Source organism: Pseudarthrobacter sulfonivorans (assembly GCF_031454915.1).
GTDB lineage: Bacteria > Actinomycetota > Actinomycetes > Actinomycetales > Micrococcaceae > Arthrobacter > Arthrobacter sulfonivorans_C.
In genome coordinates this window covers 42,856-59,865 of record NZ_JAVDRS010000001.1, presented here as the reverse complement: position 1 = coordinate 59,865, position 17,010 = coordinate 42,856, and the positions used below count along the sequence as shown (strand labels likewise).

20 protein-coding genes are annotated in these 17,010 nt (G+C 64.5%); 8 read left to right on the top strand and 12 right to left on the bottom strand.

Annotated features, from left to right (window positions below; genetic code table 11):
* Positions 1–111 precede the first annotated feature (111 nt).
* Entirely contained in the window at positions 112–1,602 is a 1,491-nt protein-coding gene (locus J2808_RS00270) for an APC family permease (RefSeq protein ID WP_309809927.1), read from the bottom strand.
* Between the two features lie 178 nt (positions 1,603–1,780).
* Between J2808_RS00270 and J2808_RS00265 the strand changes: the two genes are divergently transcribed.
* The 3 genes from J2808_RS00265 (at position 1,781) to J2808_RS00255 (ending at position 4,578) form a co-directional block, all read left to right on the top strand.
* Positions 1,781–2,365: a carboxymuconolactone decarboxylase family protein gene (locus J2808_RS00265; RefSeq protein ID WP_309809925.1), complete on the top strand. Its 585-nt coding sequence runs from the start codon at positions 1,781–1,783 to the stop codon at positions 2,363–2,365.
* 194 nt (positions 2,366–2,559) lie between these two features.
* Positions 2,560–3,048 (top strand): hypothetical protein, encoded by a 489-nt coding sequence (locus J2808_RS00260; RefSeq protein WP_309809924.1) that lies wholly within the window; start codon positions 2,560–2,562, stop codon positions 3,046–3,048.
* Between the two features lie 285 nt (positions 3,049–3,333).
* On the top strand, positions 3,334–4,578 hold the full coding sequence (locus tag J2808_RS00255) for a hypothetical protein (protein WP_397427978.1): 1,245 nt from the start codon (positions 3,334–3,336) through the stop codon (positions 4,576–4,578).
* A gap of 34 nt (positions 4,579–4,612) precedes the next feature.
* Here the strand turns inward: J2808_RS00255 and J2808_RS00250 are convergent, their stop codons facing one another.
* From J2808_RS00250 to J2808_RS00240, 3 genes are all read right to left on the bottom strand, one after another.
* Positions 4,613–4,843 (bottom strand): zinc-ribbon domain-containing protein, encoded by a 231-nt coding sequence (locus tag J2808_RS00250; protein WP_309809917.1) that lies wholly within the window; start codon positions 4,841–4,843, stop codon positions 4,613–4,615.
* On the bottom strand, positions 4,843–5,745 hold the full coding sequence (locus J2808_RS00245) for an LssY C-terminal domain-containing protein (protein ID WP_397427946.1): 903 nt from the start codon (positions 5,743–5,745) through the stop codon (positions 4,843–4,845). Before J2808_RS00245 ends, J2808_RS00250 begins: the two co-directional genes overlap by 1 nt.
* Before the next feature lie 84 nt (positions 5,746–5,829).
* Positions 5,830–7,047 carry an MFS transporter gene (locus J2808_RS00240; RefSeq protein WP_309809912.1) on the bottom strand — a complete coding sequence of 406 codons (1,218 nt, stop codon included), beginning with the start codon at positions 7,045–7,047 and terminating at the stop codon, positions 5,830–5,832.
* A 121-nt stretch (positions 7,048–7,168) separates the two neighbouring features.
* On the opposite strand from J2808_RS00240, the gene J2808_RS00235 reads away from it, so the two are divergent.
* A complete protein-coding gene (locus J2808_RS00235) occupies positions 7,169–7,510 on the top strand; it encodes a thioredoxin domain-containing protein (RefSeq protein ID WP_309809909.1) in 342 nt (113 codons plus the stop codon).
* Between the two features lie 113 nt (positions 7,511–7,623).
* Here J2808_RS00235 and J2808_RS00230 read toward each other — a convergent pair whose 3' ends face one another.
* Positions 7,624–7,956, bottom strand: a complete 333-nt coding sequence (locus J2808_RS00230) for a hypothetical protein (RefSeq protein ID WP_309809906.1) — start codon at positions 7,954–7,956, stop codon at positions 7,624–7,626.
* 191 nt (positions 7,957–8,147) lie between these two features.
* On the opposite strand from J2808_RS00230, the gene J2808_RS00225 reads away from it, so the two are divergent.
* Positions 8,148–8,900: an SDR family oxidoreductase gene (locus J2808_RS00225; protein ID WP_309809903.1), complete on the top strand. Its 753-nt coding sequence runs from the start codon at positions 8,148–8,150 to the stop codon at positions 8,898–8,900.
* A gap of 258 nt (positions 8,901–9,158) precedes the next feature.
* Here J2808_RS00225 and J2808_RS22230 read toward each other — a convergent pair whose 3' ends face one another.
* Positions 9,159–9,287, bottom strand: coding sequence for a DUF6855 family protein (locus J2808_RS22230; protein WP_397427977.1), 129 nt, complete (start codon positions 9,285–9,287; stop codon positions 9,159–9,161).
* 226 nt (positions 9,288–9,513) lie between these two features.
* On the bottom strand, positions 9,514–9,738 hold the full coding sequence (locus J2808_RS00220) for a hypothetical protein (RefSeq protein ID WP_309809901.1): 225 nt from the start codon (positions 9,736–9,738) through the stop codon (positions 9,514–9,516).
* Positions 9,739–10,222: 484 nt separating this feature from the next.
* On the opposite strand from J2808_RS00220, the gene J2808_RS00215 reads away from it, so the two are divergent.
* Positions 10,223–10,549, top strand: coding sequence for a hypothetical protein (locus tag J2808_RS00215; RefSeq protein WP_309809898.1), 327 nt, complete (start codon positions 10,223–10,225; stop codon positions 10,547–10,549).
* Between the two features lie 457 nt (positions 10,550–11,006).
* On the opposite strand, the gene J2808_RS00210 is transcribed toward J2808_RS00215, so the two are convergent.
* The 3 genes from J2808_RS00210 to J2808_RS00200 form a co-directional block, all read right to left on the bottom strand.
* On the bottom strand, positions 11,007–12,293 hold the full coding sequence (locus J2808_RS00210) for a MinD/ParA family ATP-binding protein (protein ID WP_309809895.1): 1,287 nt from the start codon (positions 12,291–12,293) through the stop codon (positions 11,007–11,009).
* Positions 12,294–12,634: 341 nt separating this feature from the next.
* Positions 12,635–12,772 carry a hypothetical protein gene (locus tag J2808_RS00205; RefSeq protein WP_309809893.1) on the bottom strand — a complete coding sequence of 46 codons (138 nt, stop codon included), beginning with the start codon at positions 12,770–12,772 and terminating at the stop codon, positions 12,635–12,637.
* 86 nt (positions 12,773–12,858) lie between these two features.
* Complete coding sequence (locus J2808_RS00200; RefSeq protein ID WP_309809891.1) at positions 12,859–13,002, bottom strand: hypothetical protein; 144 nt, start codon at positions 13,000–13,002, stop codon at positions 12,859–12,861.
* 215 nt (positions 13,003–13,217) lie between these two features.
* Here J2808_RS00200 and J2808_RS00195 point away from each other — a divergent pair, with 215 nt between their 5' ends.
* Positions 13,218–14,033, top strand: coding sequence for a hypothetical protein (locus J2808_RS00195; RefSeq protein ID WP_309809888.1), 816 nt, complete (start codon positions 13,218–13,220; stop codon positions 14,031–14,033).
* 76 nt (positions 14,034–14,109) lie between these two features.
* Here J2808_RS00195 and J2808_RS00190 read toward each other — a convergent pair whose 3' ends face one another.
* Positions 14,110–14,925, bottom strand: coding sequence for an MBL fold metallo-hydrolase (locus J2808_RS00190; protein WP_309809885.1), 816 nt, complete (start codon positions 14,923–14,925; stop codon positions 14,110–14,112).
* Positions 14,926–15,110: 185 nt separating this feature from the next.
* Here J2808_RS00190 and J2808_RS00185 point away from each other — a divergent pair, with 185 nt between their 5' ends.
* On the top strand, positions 15,111–16,055 hold the full coding sequence (locus tag J2808_RS00185; RefSeq protein WP_309809882.1) for a hypothetical protein: 945 nt from the start codon (positions 15,111–15,113) through the stop codon (positions 16,053–16,055).
* A 68-nt stretch (positions 16,056–16,123) separates the two neighbouring features.
* Here J2808_RS00185 and J2808_RS00180 read toward each other — a convergent pair whose 3' ends face one another.
* Complete coding sequence (locus tag J2808_RS00180) at positions 16,124–16,972, bottom strand: SGNH/GDSL hydrolase family protein (protein ID WP_309809879.1); 849 nt, start codon at positions 16,970–16,972, stop codon at positions 16,124–16,126.
* Between the last annotated feature and the right edge of the window lie 38 nt (positions 16,973–17,010).

The following is a 17,010-nucleotide window of genomic DNA, read 5'->3' as shown; positions in this document are numbered from 1 at the left end:
CTGACGGTGCTGCAGCCTCCAGAGAGAGTAGAGCCGCCCTGCCGTTACTGGCGCGTTACCGGGCAGTCCCTCCTGGAGGGTGGCGGCGCAGAATGCCGCCAAAACAGAGTCTTAGTGGCCCATTGGCGGGAGGCCCTCGTCCTTACCCACGTTCTGCATGCCTACCGGTTCGCCTTCCGGGGTGTTGGTCCGCTTGTTGATGAGCCACGTGATGAACCACAGCACCACCCCGATCGCCATGAGCCCGCCGGCGATCTGGTACTGGATGATGTTGCGGCCCACCCACGGTCCAGCCAGGAACGCGCACAGCAGCGCGGCCACCAGCGGCAGCTGCCCGGGTGAGGTGAAGAACACCTTGCGGTTGGGGTCCCGCTTGCGGCGGAGGACCAGGCAGGCCACGTTCACCACGGTGAAGACGAGCAGCAGCAGGAACGCCGTGGTGCCGGAGAGGTTGGCCACCACGTTGCTCTTGGGATCGCTGGTGACGTACCAGATCAGGCCCAGCGCCAGGACGGTGGAGAACAGGATGCCGGCCCATGGGGTGCGGCGGGTCGGGAGCACTTTGCCCAGCGGCCGGGGCAGGACGTTCTGGCGTGCCATGCCGTAGATCAGGCGGCTGGCCATCAGCATGTTGATCAGGGCGGTGTTGGCGACTGCAAAGACCGCCAGGAAGGGGAAGATCTTGTCGATGGGGAAGTCCGGCGAGCCCTTGTGCACCACTTCGAGGAGGGCGGCACCTTCGGCTTCCCTGATGTTCTCCAGCTCGGTGGGCGAGAGGACACTGACCACGGACACGGCCACCAGCATGTAGAGGATCACGGCGATGCCAAGGCCGGTCAGCATGGTCCGCGGGAAGATCTTCTCGGGGTTCTGGGTCTCCTCCACCATGTTCACCGAATCCTCGAAGCCCACCATGGCGAAGAAGGCGATCGAGGTGGCGGCGGTAACGGCCAGGAACAGGCCCTTGTCCTGGTAGTCATTGAAGACGAAAATTTCCCCCGGGTTCCCGGTCCCCTGGGCCATAACGTAGAAGCCGACGCCGATCACGATGCACAGGGCGGTCATCTCAACGATGGTCAGCAGGACGTTGAACTTCACGCTCTCGCCCACGCCGCGCAGGTTGATCACTGCCAGCAGGAGCATAAATCCCATGGCGACGGCAGTGATGACGCCTTGGCCGGGCACGGCCATCCAGCCGTTGATGTTCAGGCCGCCGAAGAAGTTCTGCGCCAGGACGTTGGCGGAAGTGGAGGCACTGGTGATGCCGGAGCAGACCACGGCGAATGCCACGAGGAACGTGACGAAGTGGATGCCGAAGGCCTTGTGCGTGTAGAGCGCCGCACCGGCTGCCTGCGGATACTGCGTGACCAGCTCCAGGTAGGAGAAGGCGGTCAGGGTGGCCACCACGAAGGCCAGCAGGAACGGCAGCCAGACGATGCCGCCCACCGTCCCGGCCATGGTCCCGGTGACCGCGTAGACGCCGGCGCCCAGGATGTCGCCCACAATAAACAAAAGCAGGAGCTTGGGCCCCATGACCCGCTTAAGCTCGTGCTTGTCACCTTCGGGAGTTACGTCGAACACTTGATCTGAAGTGGCGCTCATGGCAGGACCTCCACGCTCAATGCATCGATGTGACTTACTTCACTGTGATCCTTTCGGGCCCCTTTGGCAACACATCGGGCGCGGGTCCCCATCCAGCTCCGCACCTACCTATTGCGGGGCTTTTTGCCCGGGGCCACAATGGGCAGATCATCGCCTCACGAGCCCGATTGGGGAAGCCATGATCCTGAAGACCACGCCGGAATCGGAAGCCACGGGGCTGACGGCGGCAATTTACGACGACGACCTCAACTCGCTCGGTTACGTCACCACCCAGACGAAGGCCATGGCGATTAATCCCGAAGTCTTCCAGGCCTTCGAAGCCATGCTCGGCGCCATCACGGCCTCGATGGATTTGCGTCGCTATGAGCTGGTCACCCTTGCGGCAGCCCGGGCCATTGGCTCGACGCATTGCCTGCTGGCTCACGGGGCCAAATCGCTGAAAGCATTTCCGGAGGACGAGCTCGCTGGCGTGGCCCGGGATTACCGCAACGCGGGGCTGACTCGCGCTGAAGTGGCCATGATGGAGTACGCCGAAAAACTCAGTGGGGATGCAACCGCCATGACCGATGCCGACACCCTGGTGCTCCGCGGCCACGGCTTTACGGATCGCGAGATCATGGACATCACTGTGGCTGCGGCGGCGCGAAATTTCCTGAGCCGGGCGGTCCTTGCCCTGGCGGTGGACCTCGACGTTCCACCGGTCCTGAGCCCGGAGCTGCAGGAAGCGCTCCTGGCTCCACTGGCCGCGCGCCGCCCCAAATAGCTCATCTGTACCGGCAGTAAATCCATCAAATGGATTGGCTTATACGCCTGAACTGCGGAAACGTCAATAAACCTTGAGAAATTCTTGATCCATTACCCGGCGGTAAGTTGAGCCTGGTCCGCGAAAGTATTCCTAACGGAGCCGCTGGGGCTCACAGGATCTGCGGATATCGCACAATTTCTTAGGGGTCTCACATGGCTAAGACAACCGGACGCAAGAAGCGCATCATCATCACCACCGCCGCAATGCTGGCCATCGGTGGCGGCGCCGCATTCGCCTACTGGACGGCTGCAGGAGTGGACAATGCAACCACCTCGGCTGCAGCAGCATCGGAAGACTTCACCGTTGACACCACGGTTGCGGGTGATCCACTCTCGCCCGGTGGCGCAGTGCAGAACGTAACCGTCACTATCGACAACACGTCCGACGGCGGCCAGCAGGTCTCCGGTGTCGCAGTGGCCGTCGCCACTACCACGGGCGGCGTGTGGACTGCTGGGAATTGCACCGCCGCCGACTTCCTTGTCGGGCCGGTCCTCGTAAACGGCGACCCGTTCACCGCCACAGAAATCGCCGCCCAGAGCAGGCTCACCGGTACCGTGACTCTTCAGATGAAGAACCGTACCGGAGTGAACCAGGATGATTGCAAGGGCAAGACCGTGCCTCTCCACGTCGTCGTCAACTGAAGAGGAACAGGCCTGGAACTCCTGGCCCAAACGGTCAGTTTCATCGCCCGATGGTGACCTGACTTCATTTCACCCCGCAGTGAGGCAAATGCCTGGAAGGTCCATATGTTCCGCAACACCAGCTCCCTCGAAGGTCCCCCCCGGCCTCGACGGGAGCTGGTGTTGTTTCGGCGCAGTCTGCTGGCCACAATTCTTGGCATCGTCCTCCTGCTGGTTGCGGCTTTGGGGGCAACGCCCGCCTTTGGACATTGGAGCTCCTTAGGCACCGGAAGCACGACGGCGACCGTGGGCACCTTGGCCGCGCCAACCAATGTTTCTGTCCCGGGGCTGAGCAACTCAAACGTCGCCGTCTCCTGGACGGCTCCAGCAGGCGCCTTGGCACCCACCGGTTACTACGTCACGCGCATCACCGGCGGCGCACCCGCCTCCGCCTGCAGCTCGGGCCCTGCGACGCTGATTGCGACGACTTCGTGCACAGACGCTTCGACGCCCATAGGTTCCCACAGTTACGTGGTCACCGCCGTTCACCGCTCGTGGACCGCAGTCAGCGGAGCCAGCAACAACGTCAGTGTCATCAGCTTGAGCAACCTCACGTTCGTATCGCAGCCTGCCGGCAGTGTCACGGCCGGCGCTTCGATTGCCACGCTGCGCATCGCTGCCCGGACCGTGTCGGGACTCTTGCCGGTGCCGAATGTCCCCGTGGCCATCAGCATCGGGGCAAACCCGGCCGGCGGCTCGCTCTCCGGCACCCTTTTGGCCACCACAGATATAACCGGCGTGGCCACTTTCAGCAACCTTTCCATTGACAAGGCGGGCATCGGGTACACCCTGGTCGCCTCCAGCACGGCATACGCCGGGGCTGTCAGCACGAGCTTCAGCGTCACCGCCGCCACGGCCACGCAGTTGGTCATCACCTCGCCGACTCCGGTATCCGGCGTCGCCTCGGGAACGCCAAACATTGGGCCCATCACCGTGGAACGCCGCGACATGTACGGAAACCCGGCAACTGCGGGCACCACCAACGTCACGCTGGCCGCTGGTTCAGGCGGCACGGGCCGCTTTGCCTTAACGGCCGGCGGCGGTGGCATCACGTCGGTGGTCATTCCAGCAGGGCTCGCTTCGACGTCGTTCTACTACGGCGAATCCAAGTCCGGATCGAGGCCTTTCACGGCGACGGGCCTCGGCACGCCACTGTCTGTACCAGTAGAAATCCTCGCGGCAGCTCCCTACAAGCTGATGTTCGGCACCATCACCTCCCCGGTCTCGAAGACCGGGTTCAGCGTGACGGTCTCGATTGTTGATTTCTTCGAAAACCTGACCCAAAGCACGGCGACAGTTACGCTCGTGTCTACGGGTCAACCGCCCACCGGACCACAGAACAAGTGCACAGTGCATATCCCCAACCCCAGCCATGCCGGTTCGGGTACCTTCAGCGGACTGACCGTCAATGGTGTGAAGCCGGACTGTCAGCTGACGGCCAGCAGCCCCAACCTCCCCGACTTGCCGAGCATCTACTTTGCCGCAGCCTGACCCTTAAGATCCCCTACTTCAACGTTGACTGTCCCTACCGCCCCAGCGCATTCCGTTCCCGAGCGCTGATTGAAGAAACACGGCCGCAGTTCGTGCAGGTGATCTGATAGGTGCGGGACGTAGTGAAGACGGGAATGAAGAACAGCGTAAATTTCCGAGCGCGTTCTTCGAGGTGATGGTGAACGAACTGCCCGCAGTTCTGGCAGGTGGCCTGCCTGCCTGGCAGCGCTCGGAGAACCGTCTTAAGGCCGAAAATCAGGAGCATTATGAGTGCCTTTCGAGCGTTTCCGGAGGGTGGAGGTCGATGATGGGCAGGTGGCCGTCCGTGCGGATGGAGTCCCCTCCCCCGTTGCGGTGGTGGTAGCCGCTGGAGAAATTACGGATGACGTGCACGGATTCCACCGCGTTGGCCGCACGAAGCGTATCGATGATGAAGTCGCGTTCTTCGTCGGTGCGGTCGGCGATCTTGTGCGTGATCTGGAAGGTGAACAGGGATAGGCCCACGCTTCTGTCATACGTGCCCGCGCCCACCCAGTTAACCGGGATGCCGCCCGGCAGCATCCACCCGTCGGCGCACTGCCAAAACCGGACGTGATGCCGCTTACGGGGATTCCCGTCGATCTCGCGCTGAAAGGCCAGGTTTTGCCTATTGCCGAAGACATACAGCGAGCTGACCGGCGCCCTCGGATAGCTGCGGCGGCGGATTGTTGACGTGAGAGTCCGCCATGCGGTTGCCGGGGTGAGGGCATCGGCCTCCACCCAGCCGGCTTTAAACATCGCATGCCGCAGTTCAGCTTCGGGGCCAATCACTGCGAGGTTGACCGGGTCTCCGAGAACTCCGTCACCGGTGCGGGCACGGCCGATGAAGTAGTCCGGAATGTAGAGGCTGCTCAGGATCTTGTGAATGCGGGGAAGCAATGCGTACGCCAGGATCAGCCAGACCGGCAGGAACACCCAGGCCTGCGAAGGTCCGCGGGCAAGCCTGGCAAGCAGGAAGAAGTACACGGCCCAGCCCACCGCCACCGTAATGAGCCCATAGAACAACCGCTGCAGCACGGCAAGAACGGTGGCCCAGCGGCTCTGCCTGCGTTCCTGCGAGCTCTCCGCCCGGGAATGGTCCGGTTCAGCCGGAACAGCGCGGTCAGCGTTCCCCGATGTCAAGGCCACCTCCCCGTTCAGAACAACTACCTTGCGCAGGACCGTGTCAGGATATCTTCTTCAGGCCAAGCGACCGGCCACCACAAAGCGCCGTCAGTAGTTCCGCCGGTGCTTCAGCCGCGGCAGCACCGCCGCGAACACGCCGGCCGCCGCAAACCCCAGGAGTCCCGTGGCCGACACCCCCGCGCCGAGGCTCGCCAAAGCCGTGACCCCGGACAGCAGGACCGGCCCGCCCGTCGAGCCGGCGTCGGCGATGAAGCGCCACAACCCGAGGAACTGGCCACGGCCACGGTCGGGCGAGAAGTCAGCACCGAGTGTCATGATGAGCCCGGAGCTGATGCCGTTCCCGAACCCGATCAGCAGCGACGCCAACAGCAACCCGGCAAACGAGGCTGTCAGCGGAATGAGCAGCATCGCGATTCCCATGATGACGGTGGACGGGACGGCCACAAAGAGCCTGCCGCGCCGGTCCATCACCTTGCCGGCCGGGTAAAACACCAGCATGTCGATCGCGCCGGACAGCCCGTAGATCACCGAGGCCTGCGCAGGATCCATGCCCAGGTGGTCGGCCCACAGCGGGATGACCACCTGCCGCGAGGTGCGCAGGGCACTGAGCAGCAGGATCCCCACCCCGAGGGTCAGGAACACGCCGCGGTGCGAGACCGCCACATTCCGCAGCGTCGGCTCCGGAGTCTTGTGCCCGCCGTCGGGCGCTGGCGGAACCACCAGGTCCGGGATGGTGACCGCCAATACGGCGGCCGCCGCCATGCCCGCCACACCCACCCAGTACGCGCCGGCGATCCCCGCGAACTGCATCACCCCGGCACCAATAAACGGCCCGATGAAAACGCCGATCCTGCTGACGCCGCCCAGTGTCGACAATGCCCGCGCCCGGAACTGAACGGGCACAGCCTCGGTGAGGTACTTCTGCCGCGCCAGGCTGAAAACGCTCGCGGCCATCCCGACGACGGCCATCGCCACCGCGAGCAGCCACAGTCCGTTGGGAATCAGGGAGGACATCGCGGCGGCCGCGAGCGCCAGGGCACCCACGGCGGCTGCGCCCACGATCGACCAGCGTTCGCCGAACTTGAGCGTAATAAGGGATGCCGGCAGGTTGAAGAACCACGAGCCGAGCCCGATCAGGGTGACGATCAGCGCGGAGACCGCCACCGAGGCGCCGAGGTCTCGCGCGGAGAGGACCACCACGGGAAGCACTGCGCCTTCGCCGATGCAGAACAGCAGCGCAGGCCCAAAGGCGGGTATCGCGATGCTTCGGAAGTTGAAAGGCTGCGGGGTTCCTGGCGAAGTCATCAGATTTATCTTATGCCGCGGAAATTCCCCAGTATTCAGGGGGTCACAAGCGGCCCCGTGAGGACTAACGTTTGCCTTGTGGGGCGCACTGCCACCTGCGCCTCAAAGCCAAGGAGGTCTCATGGGTGACGTGTGGATCCGCACCATCAACAACAGCTTGATCCGGGCAGACAAGGTCACGGAAATCGCGTCCACCCGGGCGTCCCTTCACGACGACCAGGGCTACGCGCTCAAGGTCATCGTGGACGGCAAGGCCCACGTGATCATTGACGACGGCGGACTGCCCGGCTCGTTCACCGAGCGGCAGGACTATGCGCGGCATCTTGAGGATGCCCTGCTGCTTGCCATCGATGAGGCACGCGAGTCCGACGCGTCCGTTGTGGTCTGTTTTGAGCCGGAATCCGAGCGCTGGGTCCAAGCGGCGGCTGCCGAGCTGGCCGGCGGGATTCCTGCCGCCCGCTAACGCCTGATCGGGCAATGCCCGACGGCGGCACTTCCGTTCAGCGTGTGGGCTTGCCAGCGCGTGAGTTCAGGGTGCGTGAGTTCAGGGTGCGCGGATTCAGGCTGCCGTCCGATTCAGGCTGCCAAAGGGCTCGGCGCGTGGACCGGAACGTGGACTGCCCGCCGCGGCGGGAGGATGCTCAGCGTGCAGGGGGTCTGCTGCGGGTCGATCCTCGCGGGCAGGTGATGGGTCTCGGAGCAGGCCTGCAACTGGCGCAACGCCTCGGGGTCCACACGGGCATGCCGCATGTCCAGTTCCAGATTGAGGTCATGCTTCAGGTTGTTGGCGCGCTTCACCACAACGTAAAGGGCCTGGATGCTGTGAACGGTGACGTGGCCCTTGGCAAGGACCTGGGCTTTGGCGTGGTCGAGGTCTACACGGACAACAATGCTGAGCTTGTCTGTCAAGGTGAAATGCCTTCCTTGCGTGGCTGCGACGCTGCAACCGGGGCGGCCGCGACGCTGCGGCCAGTGGCCGCGATTCAGCAGCCACAATCAGGTTAGGCAGGTTCGTGTGACGTACGCAACATCCGGCACGGATTGTGTCCGCAGGGCTCCAGGCCGGTGCACTGGAGAGCCCGTGGCCTAAAGTTCGGAGCATGAACATCACAGTTGCCGGCGGCACCGGAACAGTTGGACGCGATGTTGTCTCCATCGCCCGGGCACGTGGCCACCACGTAGTTAGCCTCTCCCGCGCAGAGGGCGTGAACCTGGTGAGCGGCGAGGGCCTGGCCAAAGCACTTGAAGGCACGGCTGCAGTGATTGACGTGGCCAGCATCCAGACGCTGAACGAAAAGAAGTCTGTGGACTTCTTCTCCACCACTACCGGGAACCTTCTGCAGCTGGGGAAGGCAGCCGGGGTACAGCACCACGTGGCACTCTCCATCGTGGGAGCGGACAAGGCTGCCGCGGGCTACTACGCCGGGAAGCTGGCCCAGGAGAAACTGGTCAGCAGCGCTGACGTGCCGTGGACCATCCTGCGTGCCACCCAGTTTCATGAGTTCGCAGGGCAGGTGCTGCAGCGCAGTTCCGTAGGCCCGCTGGCGCTGGTGCCCCGGATGGCCACCCAGCCGGTGGCGGCACGCGCGGTGGCCGAGGCGTTGGTTGACGCGGCCGAAGCCGGTCCGCAGGGACGGATTGCAGACCTCGGCGGCCCCGAGCGGAAACAATTGGTCGACCTTGTCCGCGCCTACGCACTAAGGCATGGCCGGAAGAGACTCATCATTGAGTTCACCGCTCCCGGACCGCTCTGGCGCGCGATGCGCAACGGCGGCCTGATCCCGGCGGCGGGTGCCGGCGTCGGGCGCCAAACGTTCAGTGAGTGGCTGGAGACTGAACGCAACGGAACCTAGGAACGCCGGGGTGGAGATCCTCAAGATAAGGGGCCGACGACGTCAAATGTTCCGGCCTGGCTTTACCCTGAGGCCACTTCGCCGCCGGCCCCGGCGCAATCCGTCGGCGGCGGTTCGGCGACCGGATGGTCACAGCGCGGACGGAAACCGGAAGGCCCTGGTCCAGAGCCCCAGACTGACTACACCCATTAGATTCCTTATCGACCGTTCGCGCACCAGTAGCAACTACCCTACTTTTGGGCTGCACCCTTCGAGCTTCTAGGTGATGCCGTCTCCGGCGACCCGCATCCTGCTGTTCCGCTTTTCGTGGGTAAGTTCCGCGAGGTCAAGCGCTTCCATGAGCGGGGGCAAGTACATGCCAAAGCGCCCGCGGTAGACCTTGCGCAGGCCCTACCAGCCGGCGACGGGATTCGCCGGGTCCCTCCCCCAGAACCTGGATCTCGACAGGCTCGATCACCGGTTCCCACCAGCGAAGCCCACGCAACAATTGGGGGCTAGTGTTGCATGGGTCACACCTTACGCCTACCCTACTTGAGGCTGCAGCGTCGCAGCCACCCGGGATCGACTGCAGCGTCGCAGGGTCTCCGGGTAACGGCTTACCGGGCCAGGACAGTCAGGAACGCGGCGGCGCCGGACGGAAGGCTTTCGGCAGACGCAGGACCTTCCCCAGCGACTCACGCAGCAGGCCCGCGCCCGAGATCGGCGCGATCACGGCGACCTTCCGCTCTGCACCATCCGGGTCGAGTCCCCGAATCAGCGCCATGAGCTCGCCGATCTCCTGCTCAGTGGGCCTGGGCTGTTTGTGCCGCCGCACTCTCCTATAGCTACCTTGCTCCATGGTCCGAGACTAGGCAGGGGCAGCCGCCGCACACACGAGTAGCGGCTACCTGCATTGGCGCCGGCCCGCCACCTAAGTGGCCGGCGCTAAAGCCTAGTGGCTTCGCCGGAAATGCATAACCCCCACCACAAGGCCCATAGTGCCAACGAGGGATCCGAGGATGATGCTGAGGCCTGAGACGTATTCAAGAATGGTCATCGTTGACGCACCTTTCATAGGGCTGATGCGCCGACGCTACTGCTCAAGCTCAAGATCAGCGCAAGATGGGCCGGTGTGTCGGATCACGATTCGGTCGCGCCCAGATGCGGGTCGGGCCAAGTGTCGCGAGCCGCAGTGCCACACGATCAGCATCTCCAATCGATGTAATAAATACGTAACTGTTGCGCAGGTCACATCCGCCCCTTACTCTGGATAAGGCTCCAGCAAACGGGCCAAAAGCAAGAAGCTGCAGCGTCGCAGCCAATGCCGGGGAAGGCTTTACAACTTGAATACCAAGCTCAACATCGTTGTCCGCGTAGATCTCGACCATGCCAAGGCTCTGGTGATTGCAAAGGGGCATATCACCGTCCACAGCGTGAACGCACTCTATGTAGTAGTTAAGCGGGCCAATTCCTTGAGGGATGGCTTGGACCTGAAGCTGGACATCAGCCATGCGTGGGTCGATGAAGAAGCCCTGGAAATGCTTCATACCGCTTCCGAGACCCATCACCTGCCGGCCAAGATCGATCCGCAGCAGGCACCTTGCACCATCAGCGTCCTGGCACCGCGCCGGGAGCATACGTCCGCAAGGCGCGCGCCAATCGCGGCCTAAGGCACCCAGGCAGAGCACCCGCAGCGCCCAATAATCGGGCCAGGGTGCCAGCCACAGACTTTCTAAATTTCCACAAACTTTGAGTGCGGCTGTATCCGAATAGACGGGTAGCCGCACTCTCGGTTTGTGGGAAACAATGCGCGGGCACTTTGGCCGACGCCGTGTCCTCGCACTGCTGGCGGGCGCATCTTGAGCCATTTTTGAGGGATTCCTGCGCGTATCTGCGCCAGCCTTGAGCCGGTTAGTGCACAGTATTTCTTGTAAGGCCTGAAGCGCGACGCAGTTGCAACTGGAGCTGGGACCAGTGATGCCAAGGCCTTCATTGGGGGACAGGGCTCAGCGCTTGGCGGTGTCACGAAGGTGGCGCCGCCAAGCAGAGCTTCTCCCCGTGATTGGCATTTCGCCGTACCGGCTTCCGTGATACACAGACATTTCCGGTGTCCGGGGATCTGGACCTCTACCGGTACCCGTCCACGATGGCCGCCGCGATCTCCTTGTACGCCCGCCGGGTCTCCGGCTTGAGGACGTCCAGGGTGACCAGGTCGCCGTCGGCCACGCCGCGGTCGTGCGGGACGGCAATGAGCTGGCGGCAGATCCCGGCGAGGTGTTCCTCGATGGCGTCCTTGTCCACCCGGGAGGAAACCTCGTCCTTGTCCGTGATGACCACAATGGCGTTCCGGGCCAGGTCCTCGTACCCGTGGCTCGCCAGCCAGTGCAGGGTGCTGCGGGCACGCTTGGCTCCGCTCACCGCATAGCCGGCCGCGATCACCAGGTTGTCCGCCGACTGCAGGATCCCGCTCATGGCGTTGTGGGTCACGCCGGTGCCGCAGTCCGTCAGGGCCACGGAGTAGTAGTTGGAGATCAGCTTGCGGATCCGCAGGTACTCGGCCGCTGTCAGCGAGTCGGAGACCTCCGGGTCCTGCTCCCCCGCAATCAGGTGCAGCCGGCCGGCATGGTGCATGTACCGGGCCAGCGCGGTGAGCGAGTCCACGGATTCGATGTTCTTGAGCAGGTCCGTGATGGTGCGCGGGCTGGCCTGCTGGTAGATCCCCTCGCCCAGGGCCCGCTCCACGAGGTCACCGGAGTCCGGGTTCGCGTCGATGGCGCACGGCGCATCGCCGCGGAATTCGGCCAGGGTCAGGCCCACGCCCACCGTGGTGGACGTTTTCCCGATGCCGCCTTTGAGGCTCAGCACGGCCGTGTTGTAGCTGCCCTGCAGCTGGCGGGCGATCCGGCGGCCCAGTTCGTCCTCGTCGCGCTGCTTGGCGCTGGGCCCCATGTTCCAGGCCCCGCCGGTCAGCGCGTAGATGGCACCGCGGATACCGCCCACGGGCCGGGGCTTCTGCTCCCGCACGAACAGGCCCGGGGAACTGATGAAGTCAGGCATGGGGGTTTCGGCGATGACGTCGGCCGCCGTGGGCCGGATGCGCCGGAACGCGGGGGTTTCGTCCGGAACGGAAGGCTCAGAACCGAACGACGACGGCGGCGCGGCTTCGTCGCCGTCGTACGCCACCGCGGTGGTGAGGGAGCTGTGCTCGTCCGGCTGCGCGGACTGCGGTTCCTGAGACCGCGCCTGCGGCTGCGCCGTTGCCGGCGGCCTGGCGGGCCGGCGGGTGGGCGCGGGAACGTGCGCTGCGGGTTTGGCCTGGTCCGCGGCGGCCGCGGCCTCCGCCCAGGAGGTGCGTCGCGGTACCGGGGAGCCGGCGTCGGGGGTACTGGAAGACTCGGGAGTTATGGCTGGCATGGTTCCTGTCTGGGCATCCGAAAGCGCGCCGTCGGCGCGGCGGAGGTCGCGGCGTCGTCGGGGCGGTTGCGGTTGCCCTGCATCCTCTGCATTGGCGCGTGCGTTCTGATCCGCCGGATCGGGCATGGTCTGTCCCCCAGGACGTTCGGCACAAGGTTCTGCGGCACTTTACGGACTGATTCAATCACCAAGTCTAGGCGCTGGGGCAGAAAGACGGCGTCAGTGGCGGGTCAGGGCGGCCACCACAACGCAGGCGGTGAGCACTAAAAGGACGGCGAGAACGCTGTAGGCCTGCCATTTGGGGCGGCCCTTGTGCGGGTTGATATCGACGTAGGGCATGGCTATCTGCAGTCACTCCTCGTGGCGGTCACCTTGATTGCGCGCCGTTTGAGGCGGAGCACGTGGTACATCGCACAGAAGGGAATCAGCAGTGTGCCCAGCAGCGCGCACAGCGCCAGGGCATAGTCAGTGATAGCCACAGCGGTCTCCATCGGTTAGCAGTGATCCCCCATGCGATCAGGGTCAGGCTAGCCGTAAGTCACAGCGGTTTACAAATCGAGTCACGTCAACGGTTGAGCGCCAGCATCACCACCGCGGCCGTAGCCACCGCCAGGGCGGCCAGCAGGACGTACGAAACCAGTTTCATTCTGCGTCGGCCGCGCTCCCGCCGGGACTCGCGTGCCGTGTAGGTGCCCCCATACTTACCCATGCCGACATGCTAAGGAACGCCGCCTCAAGATTTGCTCAAGTCACACCGAATGTGACGAAAAGACAGCAGCCCGCGGGAGGCCCACGCGGGGGCTAAATACGCGCTTGGCGACGGCTGCTGCCGCCTTCAGGCGTTGACACGCCTTCCATCCCACGCAAATGGTCCGGCCGCCTTACTATCAGGGAAAGCGCTTTGTGCGATCCGAGGAGGCCCCCTTGAACAGGCACCATCCGCAGCGTCCAATGCTCCTCCCAGCCGCGCTGTGCATGGCCCTCGCCCTCAGCTCCTGCACCGGGCTTCCCGCGCCGGCACCCACGGAAACCGGAACACGGGACGCCAGCCAAGCATCCACGCCGCCAGCATCTACGGCACCGGTGTCCCCCGCACCCTCCATTCCCGTTTCCGAATCTCCCGTTCCAGCGCCCGACGGCGGCAGCACCGCCGTCGCGCTCTCCACCTTTTCAGGGACTTGGGAGGACGTGCGGTATTCCTTTGACCACCCGTCCGACTGGACGGTGCAGGACACCACGGTGGGAGGTTCCCCGGGATCCGGTGTGGTGACCGTGATGGGACCCGACGGAAGGGAGCTGGCTTCCCTCACTATCCTGGTTGCGTGGGGCGCCGAGTGCCCGTGTGTTGAACGTCCTGCGGTTCACCTCGGTGACGTGGCCGGGGACGTGCCACTGTCAAAGTCCGGGCCCTTCGTGGTGCGGTCCATGGCGATGGACCTGACCAAGTTCCCGCAGGATCGCGCGGAGAACCAATGGGCGGACAACGTCCAGGTGGTGACGTCGCTCAGCTCGGCCACCGGCCCGGCTGCTACTGCCCTGGTGCCGCGGCTGATGTATGGACTGGGCCTGGTGGAAACCGGGGTGGTGGCCACTAACGGGGTCACCCACCGCACCGTTCTCTTCATCTCGAGCCGGGATTTCGGGACGATGGCAGAAGCGCACACCTACGGCGCGTCGGAGGAGCACCGGACGGTCCAGGAGCTGATCGCCTCTTTCCGGGAGGGCAGTGCCAGAGCCTAGCCCAAGCTTCCAACGCGGGGTCACTCCTGGCCCAATAGTCTCTAATTATCGGGCGGGAAGTGACCCCGCGTTGCTGTTAGTGCAGCGGCCGTGTCTCCTGCAGGCGCTTGATGAACCAGCGCGACTGTTCCGGGCCGTAGGGCAGCACGGGGATGGCCTTGGTGGCGTCGGAGGGTGCTTCGCGGATGGAAAGCTGGGCCTGGCGCACGGCGGTGGTCATGGTGTTGGCCATGGTCTTGACGAACTGGTCGCTGCAGGGCTGGCCGTGGCCGGGGATGAGGAATTCGTAGCGGTGGCGCAGCGCGGAGATGTGGCGCAGGCAATCGGCCCACTCCTCGGGGTACGAGTCCTCGAAGGACGGGTGCGCGCCCTGCTCCACGAGGTCGCCCACGAAGAGGGTGGTAGGGGTGCCCACCAGGAGGTCGCCGTCGGTATGGCCGCGGCCCAGGTAGAAGAGGGTGACGGTGAGCCCGCCGAGGTCTACCAGCACGGGCTGGTCCCGGACGATGGCGTTGGGCACCACCAGGTCCACGTTCTCGCCTTCACCGGTGGACATCTCCGGCTCCAGCGTCCCCACGAAGCGGCGCTGCAGGTCGCCGTGGGTGTCGATCTCCTGGGCGCAGTTTTCGTGCGCCCAGAACTCGGTGGCGCCGTCGGAAGCGAAGACGGCGTTGCCGAAGAAATGGTCGTAGTGCGCGTGGGTGTTGACGACGACGATGGGCAGCTGTGTCTTCTCCCGCACCGCGTCGAGGATCTCGCGTCCCTGCCGCGGCCCGCAGCCGGTATCCACCACCATGGCACGCTCGGAGCCAACAATCAGGCCGGTATTCAGCAGCGAACCTTCGGTGATCAGCACGTAATTGTCCGCGCCGACTTCGAGCCATTCTGACATTGTTTCTCCGTACCTCCGGAAAGCACTTGCGTTCTTCTTGGCCTCGATTCTACCCACGGGTCCTCCGAGTTACCGGGACGCGGAAGCGGCCCGAGCGCGATGGGCACGGCTCCCCATCGCGACCCGCACCAGATTCACGGCATGATGGTAGCTGCACTTCTCGCGCCAAATATTGGGGGAAACACGTGACTAACAACCAGCAGCCCGGATGGCCGCAGCAGCCCAACAACCAGCAGCCGCAGCCCGAGGGCACTCCGCCCATCCCGCCGGCCCCTGGCCAGGGCGGTCAGCCGCCGCAGTTCCCTCCCTACGCCCAGCAGCAGTGGCCGCAGCAGGGCCAGCCGCGCTTCAGCCAGCAGCAGGGCCAGCAGGGCCAGCCGCCCTACGGCAACCCGGGCGAGCAGTACGGCCAGGGCACCACTTTTATGAAGGCTCCGCCGAAGAAGGGCCTGCCCGTCTGGGGCTGGGTTGCCAGTGGTGTGGGCGTTGTTGGCGTGATCATAGTGGCCGGCGTCATGGTGTTCAACGGGCTGCCGGGCAGCAACAAGCCGGACGCCGTCCCCGACGTCAAAACCAGCGAATCCGTGGCGCCCGAAGAGTTGGCAGACGCGGGGGCCACTGAGAGTGCCGCCGGAGCCATCTATCTCTTTGACGATGCAGGTTTCACTGGCGCACCCGTGTGGTCCATCAGGGAACCTCAGGGCTGGACCAAGGAACCGGTCAAGGAAGGCATGGTCCATTACCGGAACAGCAGCCTGCAGTGCACCTTCACCACGTACCAGGCCACCATCGAGCCCACCGGCGGAACCGACGATGAGGCCGCCACAGGATTGGTCATGGCGTCCGAGATCGAGGCCGTAAAGGGCTCGGTGGGCAAGCCCGTTCAGGTCATCGACGACGCGGGGTCAAGGTACGTTAACCTGCGCGACGGGAGCCAGGAAATCGAAATGCAGGAAGCAGAGCTCCGCTTCAAGAACGACAGTGACGCCGACGTCGTCTACCTGATGGCCGTGCGCGCAACCAGCAGCACCAATGGGCTGATGGAACTTGCCCTGGCGTGCCCGGCCGGCACGTCGGAGGAAGTGTGGCTGGAACTGACCGACCGCGTGAGCATGGTGGACCCGGCGTAGCCGTCTAATCCCGGGGATGAGCGGCACAGGTCCATCGCGGACTCTGCCGCTCATTCAGTTAAGGCCGCTCAATCAGTTAACGTGGCCCAGGCTTTCAGGAACTTCTCGGCAATGTGGGCGTGTCCGGCGGTGTTCGGGTGGGCGCCGTCAAAGTTGAATTCCGGGCTGTTGGCGCCGGTGAACCAGCCGGCCTTGACGGCGTCAATGAACGGCGCCTTGGCGGCTGCGGCACCGGCACGGACCGCGCTGTTCGCCGCGCTCAGGTCCCCGGCGAACGGCAGTGGCGCCGAGGGGCCCATGACAACCACCTGGATGCCGGGCCAGAACCTGCGGGCAGCTTCGATGGTCTCCGCTGTGGCGATTTTGACTTCAGCGGGGTCGGTGATTGCGGCGTCGTTCTGTCCGCCCTGGAGGATGAGGATGTTGGGCACGAAGGACGGATCCTGTGCGGCTGCCTGCAGCCGGACTTCGTACTCCTGTGCCAGCTCGTCCTGCTCACCACCGCCCCACGCGAATCCGGTGCCCGGCACGCCGTCAATGTTCGTGGGGTACCCCAGCGAGCCGGCAACCAGGTACGCCCACCCCTGGTCTGCCGGATCTGCGCCCATACCGGCCGTGTACGAATCGCCAAGAATAAGGACGACGGGTTCGGCAGGCAGCTCGATTCCCAGCCGTTCAGCCGTTGCCTTGGGCTTGGGCTTCGGCGACGGGGTTGCGTTGGCAGTTGGGGTGACAGTAGCTGTTGGCGTGGCCGACGGCGGGGTTACGGTCACGGGGCTGACGGCTTCGCTTGCCCCGCGCGGGTTCGTCAGGGCGAGCCATGACACCCCGAAGGCAGCTACTGCCAGCAGAAAAAGTGCAGCGTACTTGATCCACTCCTGCTTGGTTACGTTGAGGCCTCTGCCGTTTCTGGTCACCGGCACATCTTACCGGCCCGGTCCACCGGCAAAGGCGT

What these genes read in the sequence shown, in the direction of transcription:
- J2808_RS00270 (WP_309809927.1), bottom strand. Translation starts at nt 1,602, where the DNA reads ATGAGCGCCACTTCAGATCAAGTGTTCGACGTAACTCCCGAAGGTGAC.
- J2808_RS00265 (WP_309809925.1), top strand. Translation starts at nt 1,781, where the DNA reads ATGATCCTGAAGACCACGCCGGAATCGGAAGCCACGGGGCTGACGGCG.
- J2808_RS00260 (WP_309809924.1), top strand. Translation starts at nt 2,560, where the DNA reads ATGGCTAAGACAACCGGACGCAAGAAGCGCATCATCATCACCACCGCC.
- J2808_RS00250 (WP_309809917.1), bottom strand. Translation starts at nt 4,843, where the DNA reads ATGCTCCTGATTTTCGGCCTTAAGACGGTTCTCCGAGCGCTGCCAGGC.
- J2808_RS00240 (WP_309809912.1), bottom strand. Translation starts at nt 7,047, where the DNA reads ATGACTTCGCCAGGAACCCCGCAGCCTTTCAACTTCCGAAGCATCGCG.
- J2808_RS00235 (WP_309809909.1), top strand. Translation starts at nt 7,169, where the DNA reads ATGGGTGACGTGTGGATCCGCACCATCAACAACAGCTTGATCCGGGCA.
- J2808_RS00225 (WP_309809903.1), top strand. Translation starts at nt 8,148, where the DNA reads ATGAACATCACAGTTGCCGGCGGCACCGGAACAGTTGGACGCGATGTT.
- J2808_RS00220 (WP_309809901.1), bottom strand. Translation starts at nt 9,738, where the DNA reads ATGGAGCAAGGTAGCTATAGGAGAGTGCGGCGGCACAAACAGCCCAGG.
- J2808_RS00210 (WP_309809895.1), bottom strand. Translation starts at nt 12,293, where the DNA reads ATGCCAGCCATAACTCCCGAGTCTTCCAGTACCCCCGACGCCGGCTCC.
- J2808_RS00200 (WP_309809891.1), bottom strand. Translation starts at nt 13,002, where the DNA reads ATGGGTAAGTATGGGGGCACCTACACGGCACGCGAGTCCCGGCGGGAG.
- J2808_RS00190 (WP_309809885.1), bottom strand. Translation starts at nt 14,925, where the DNA reads ATGTCAGAATGGCTCGAAGTCGGCGCGGACAATTACGTGCTGATCACC.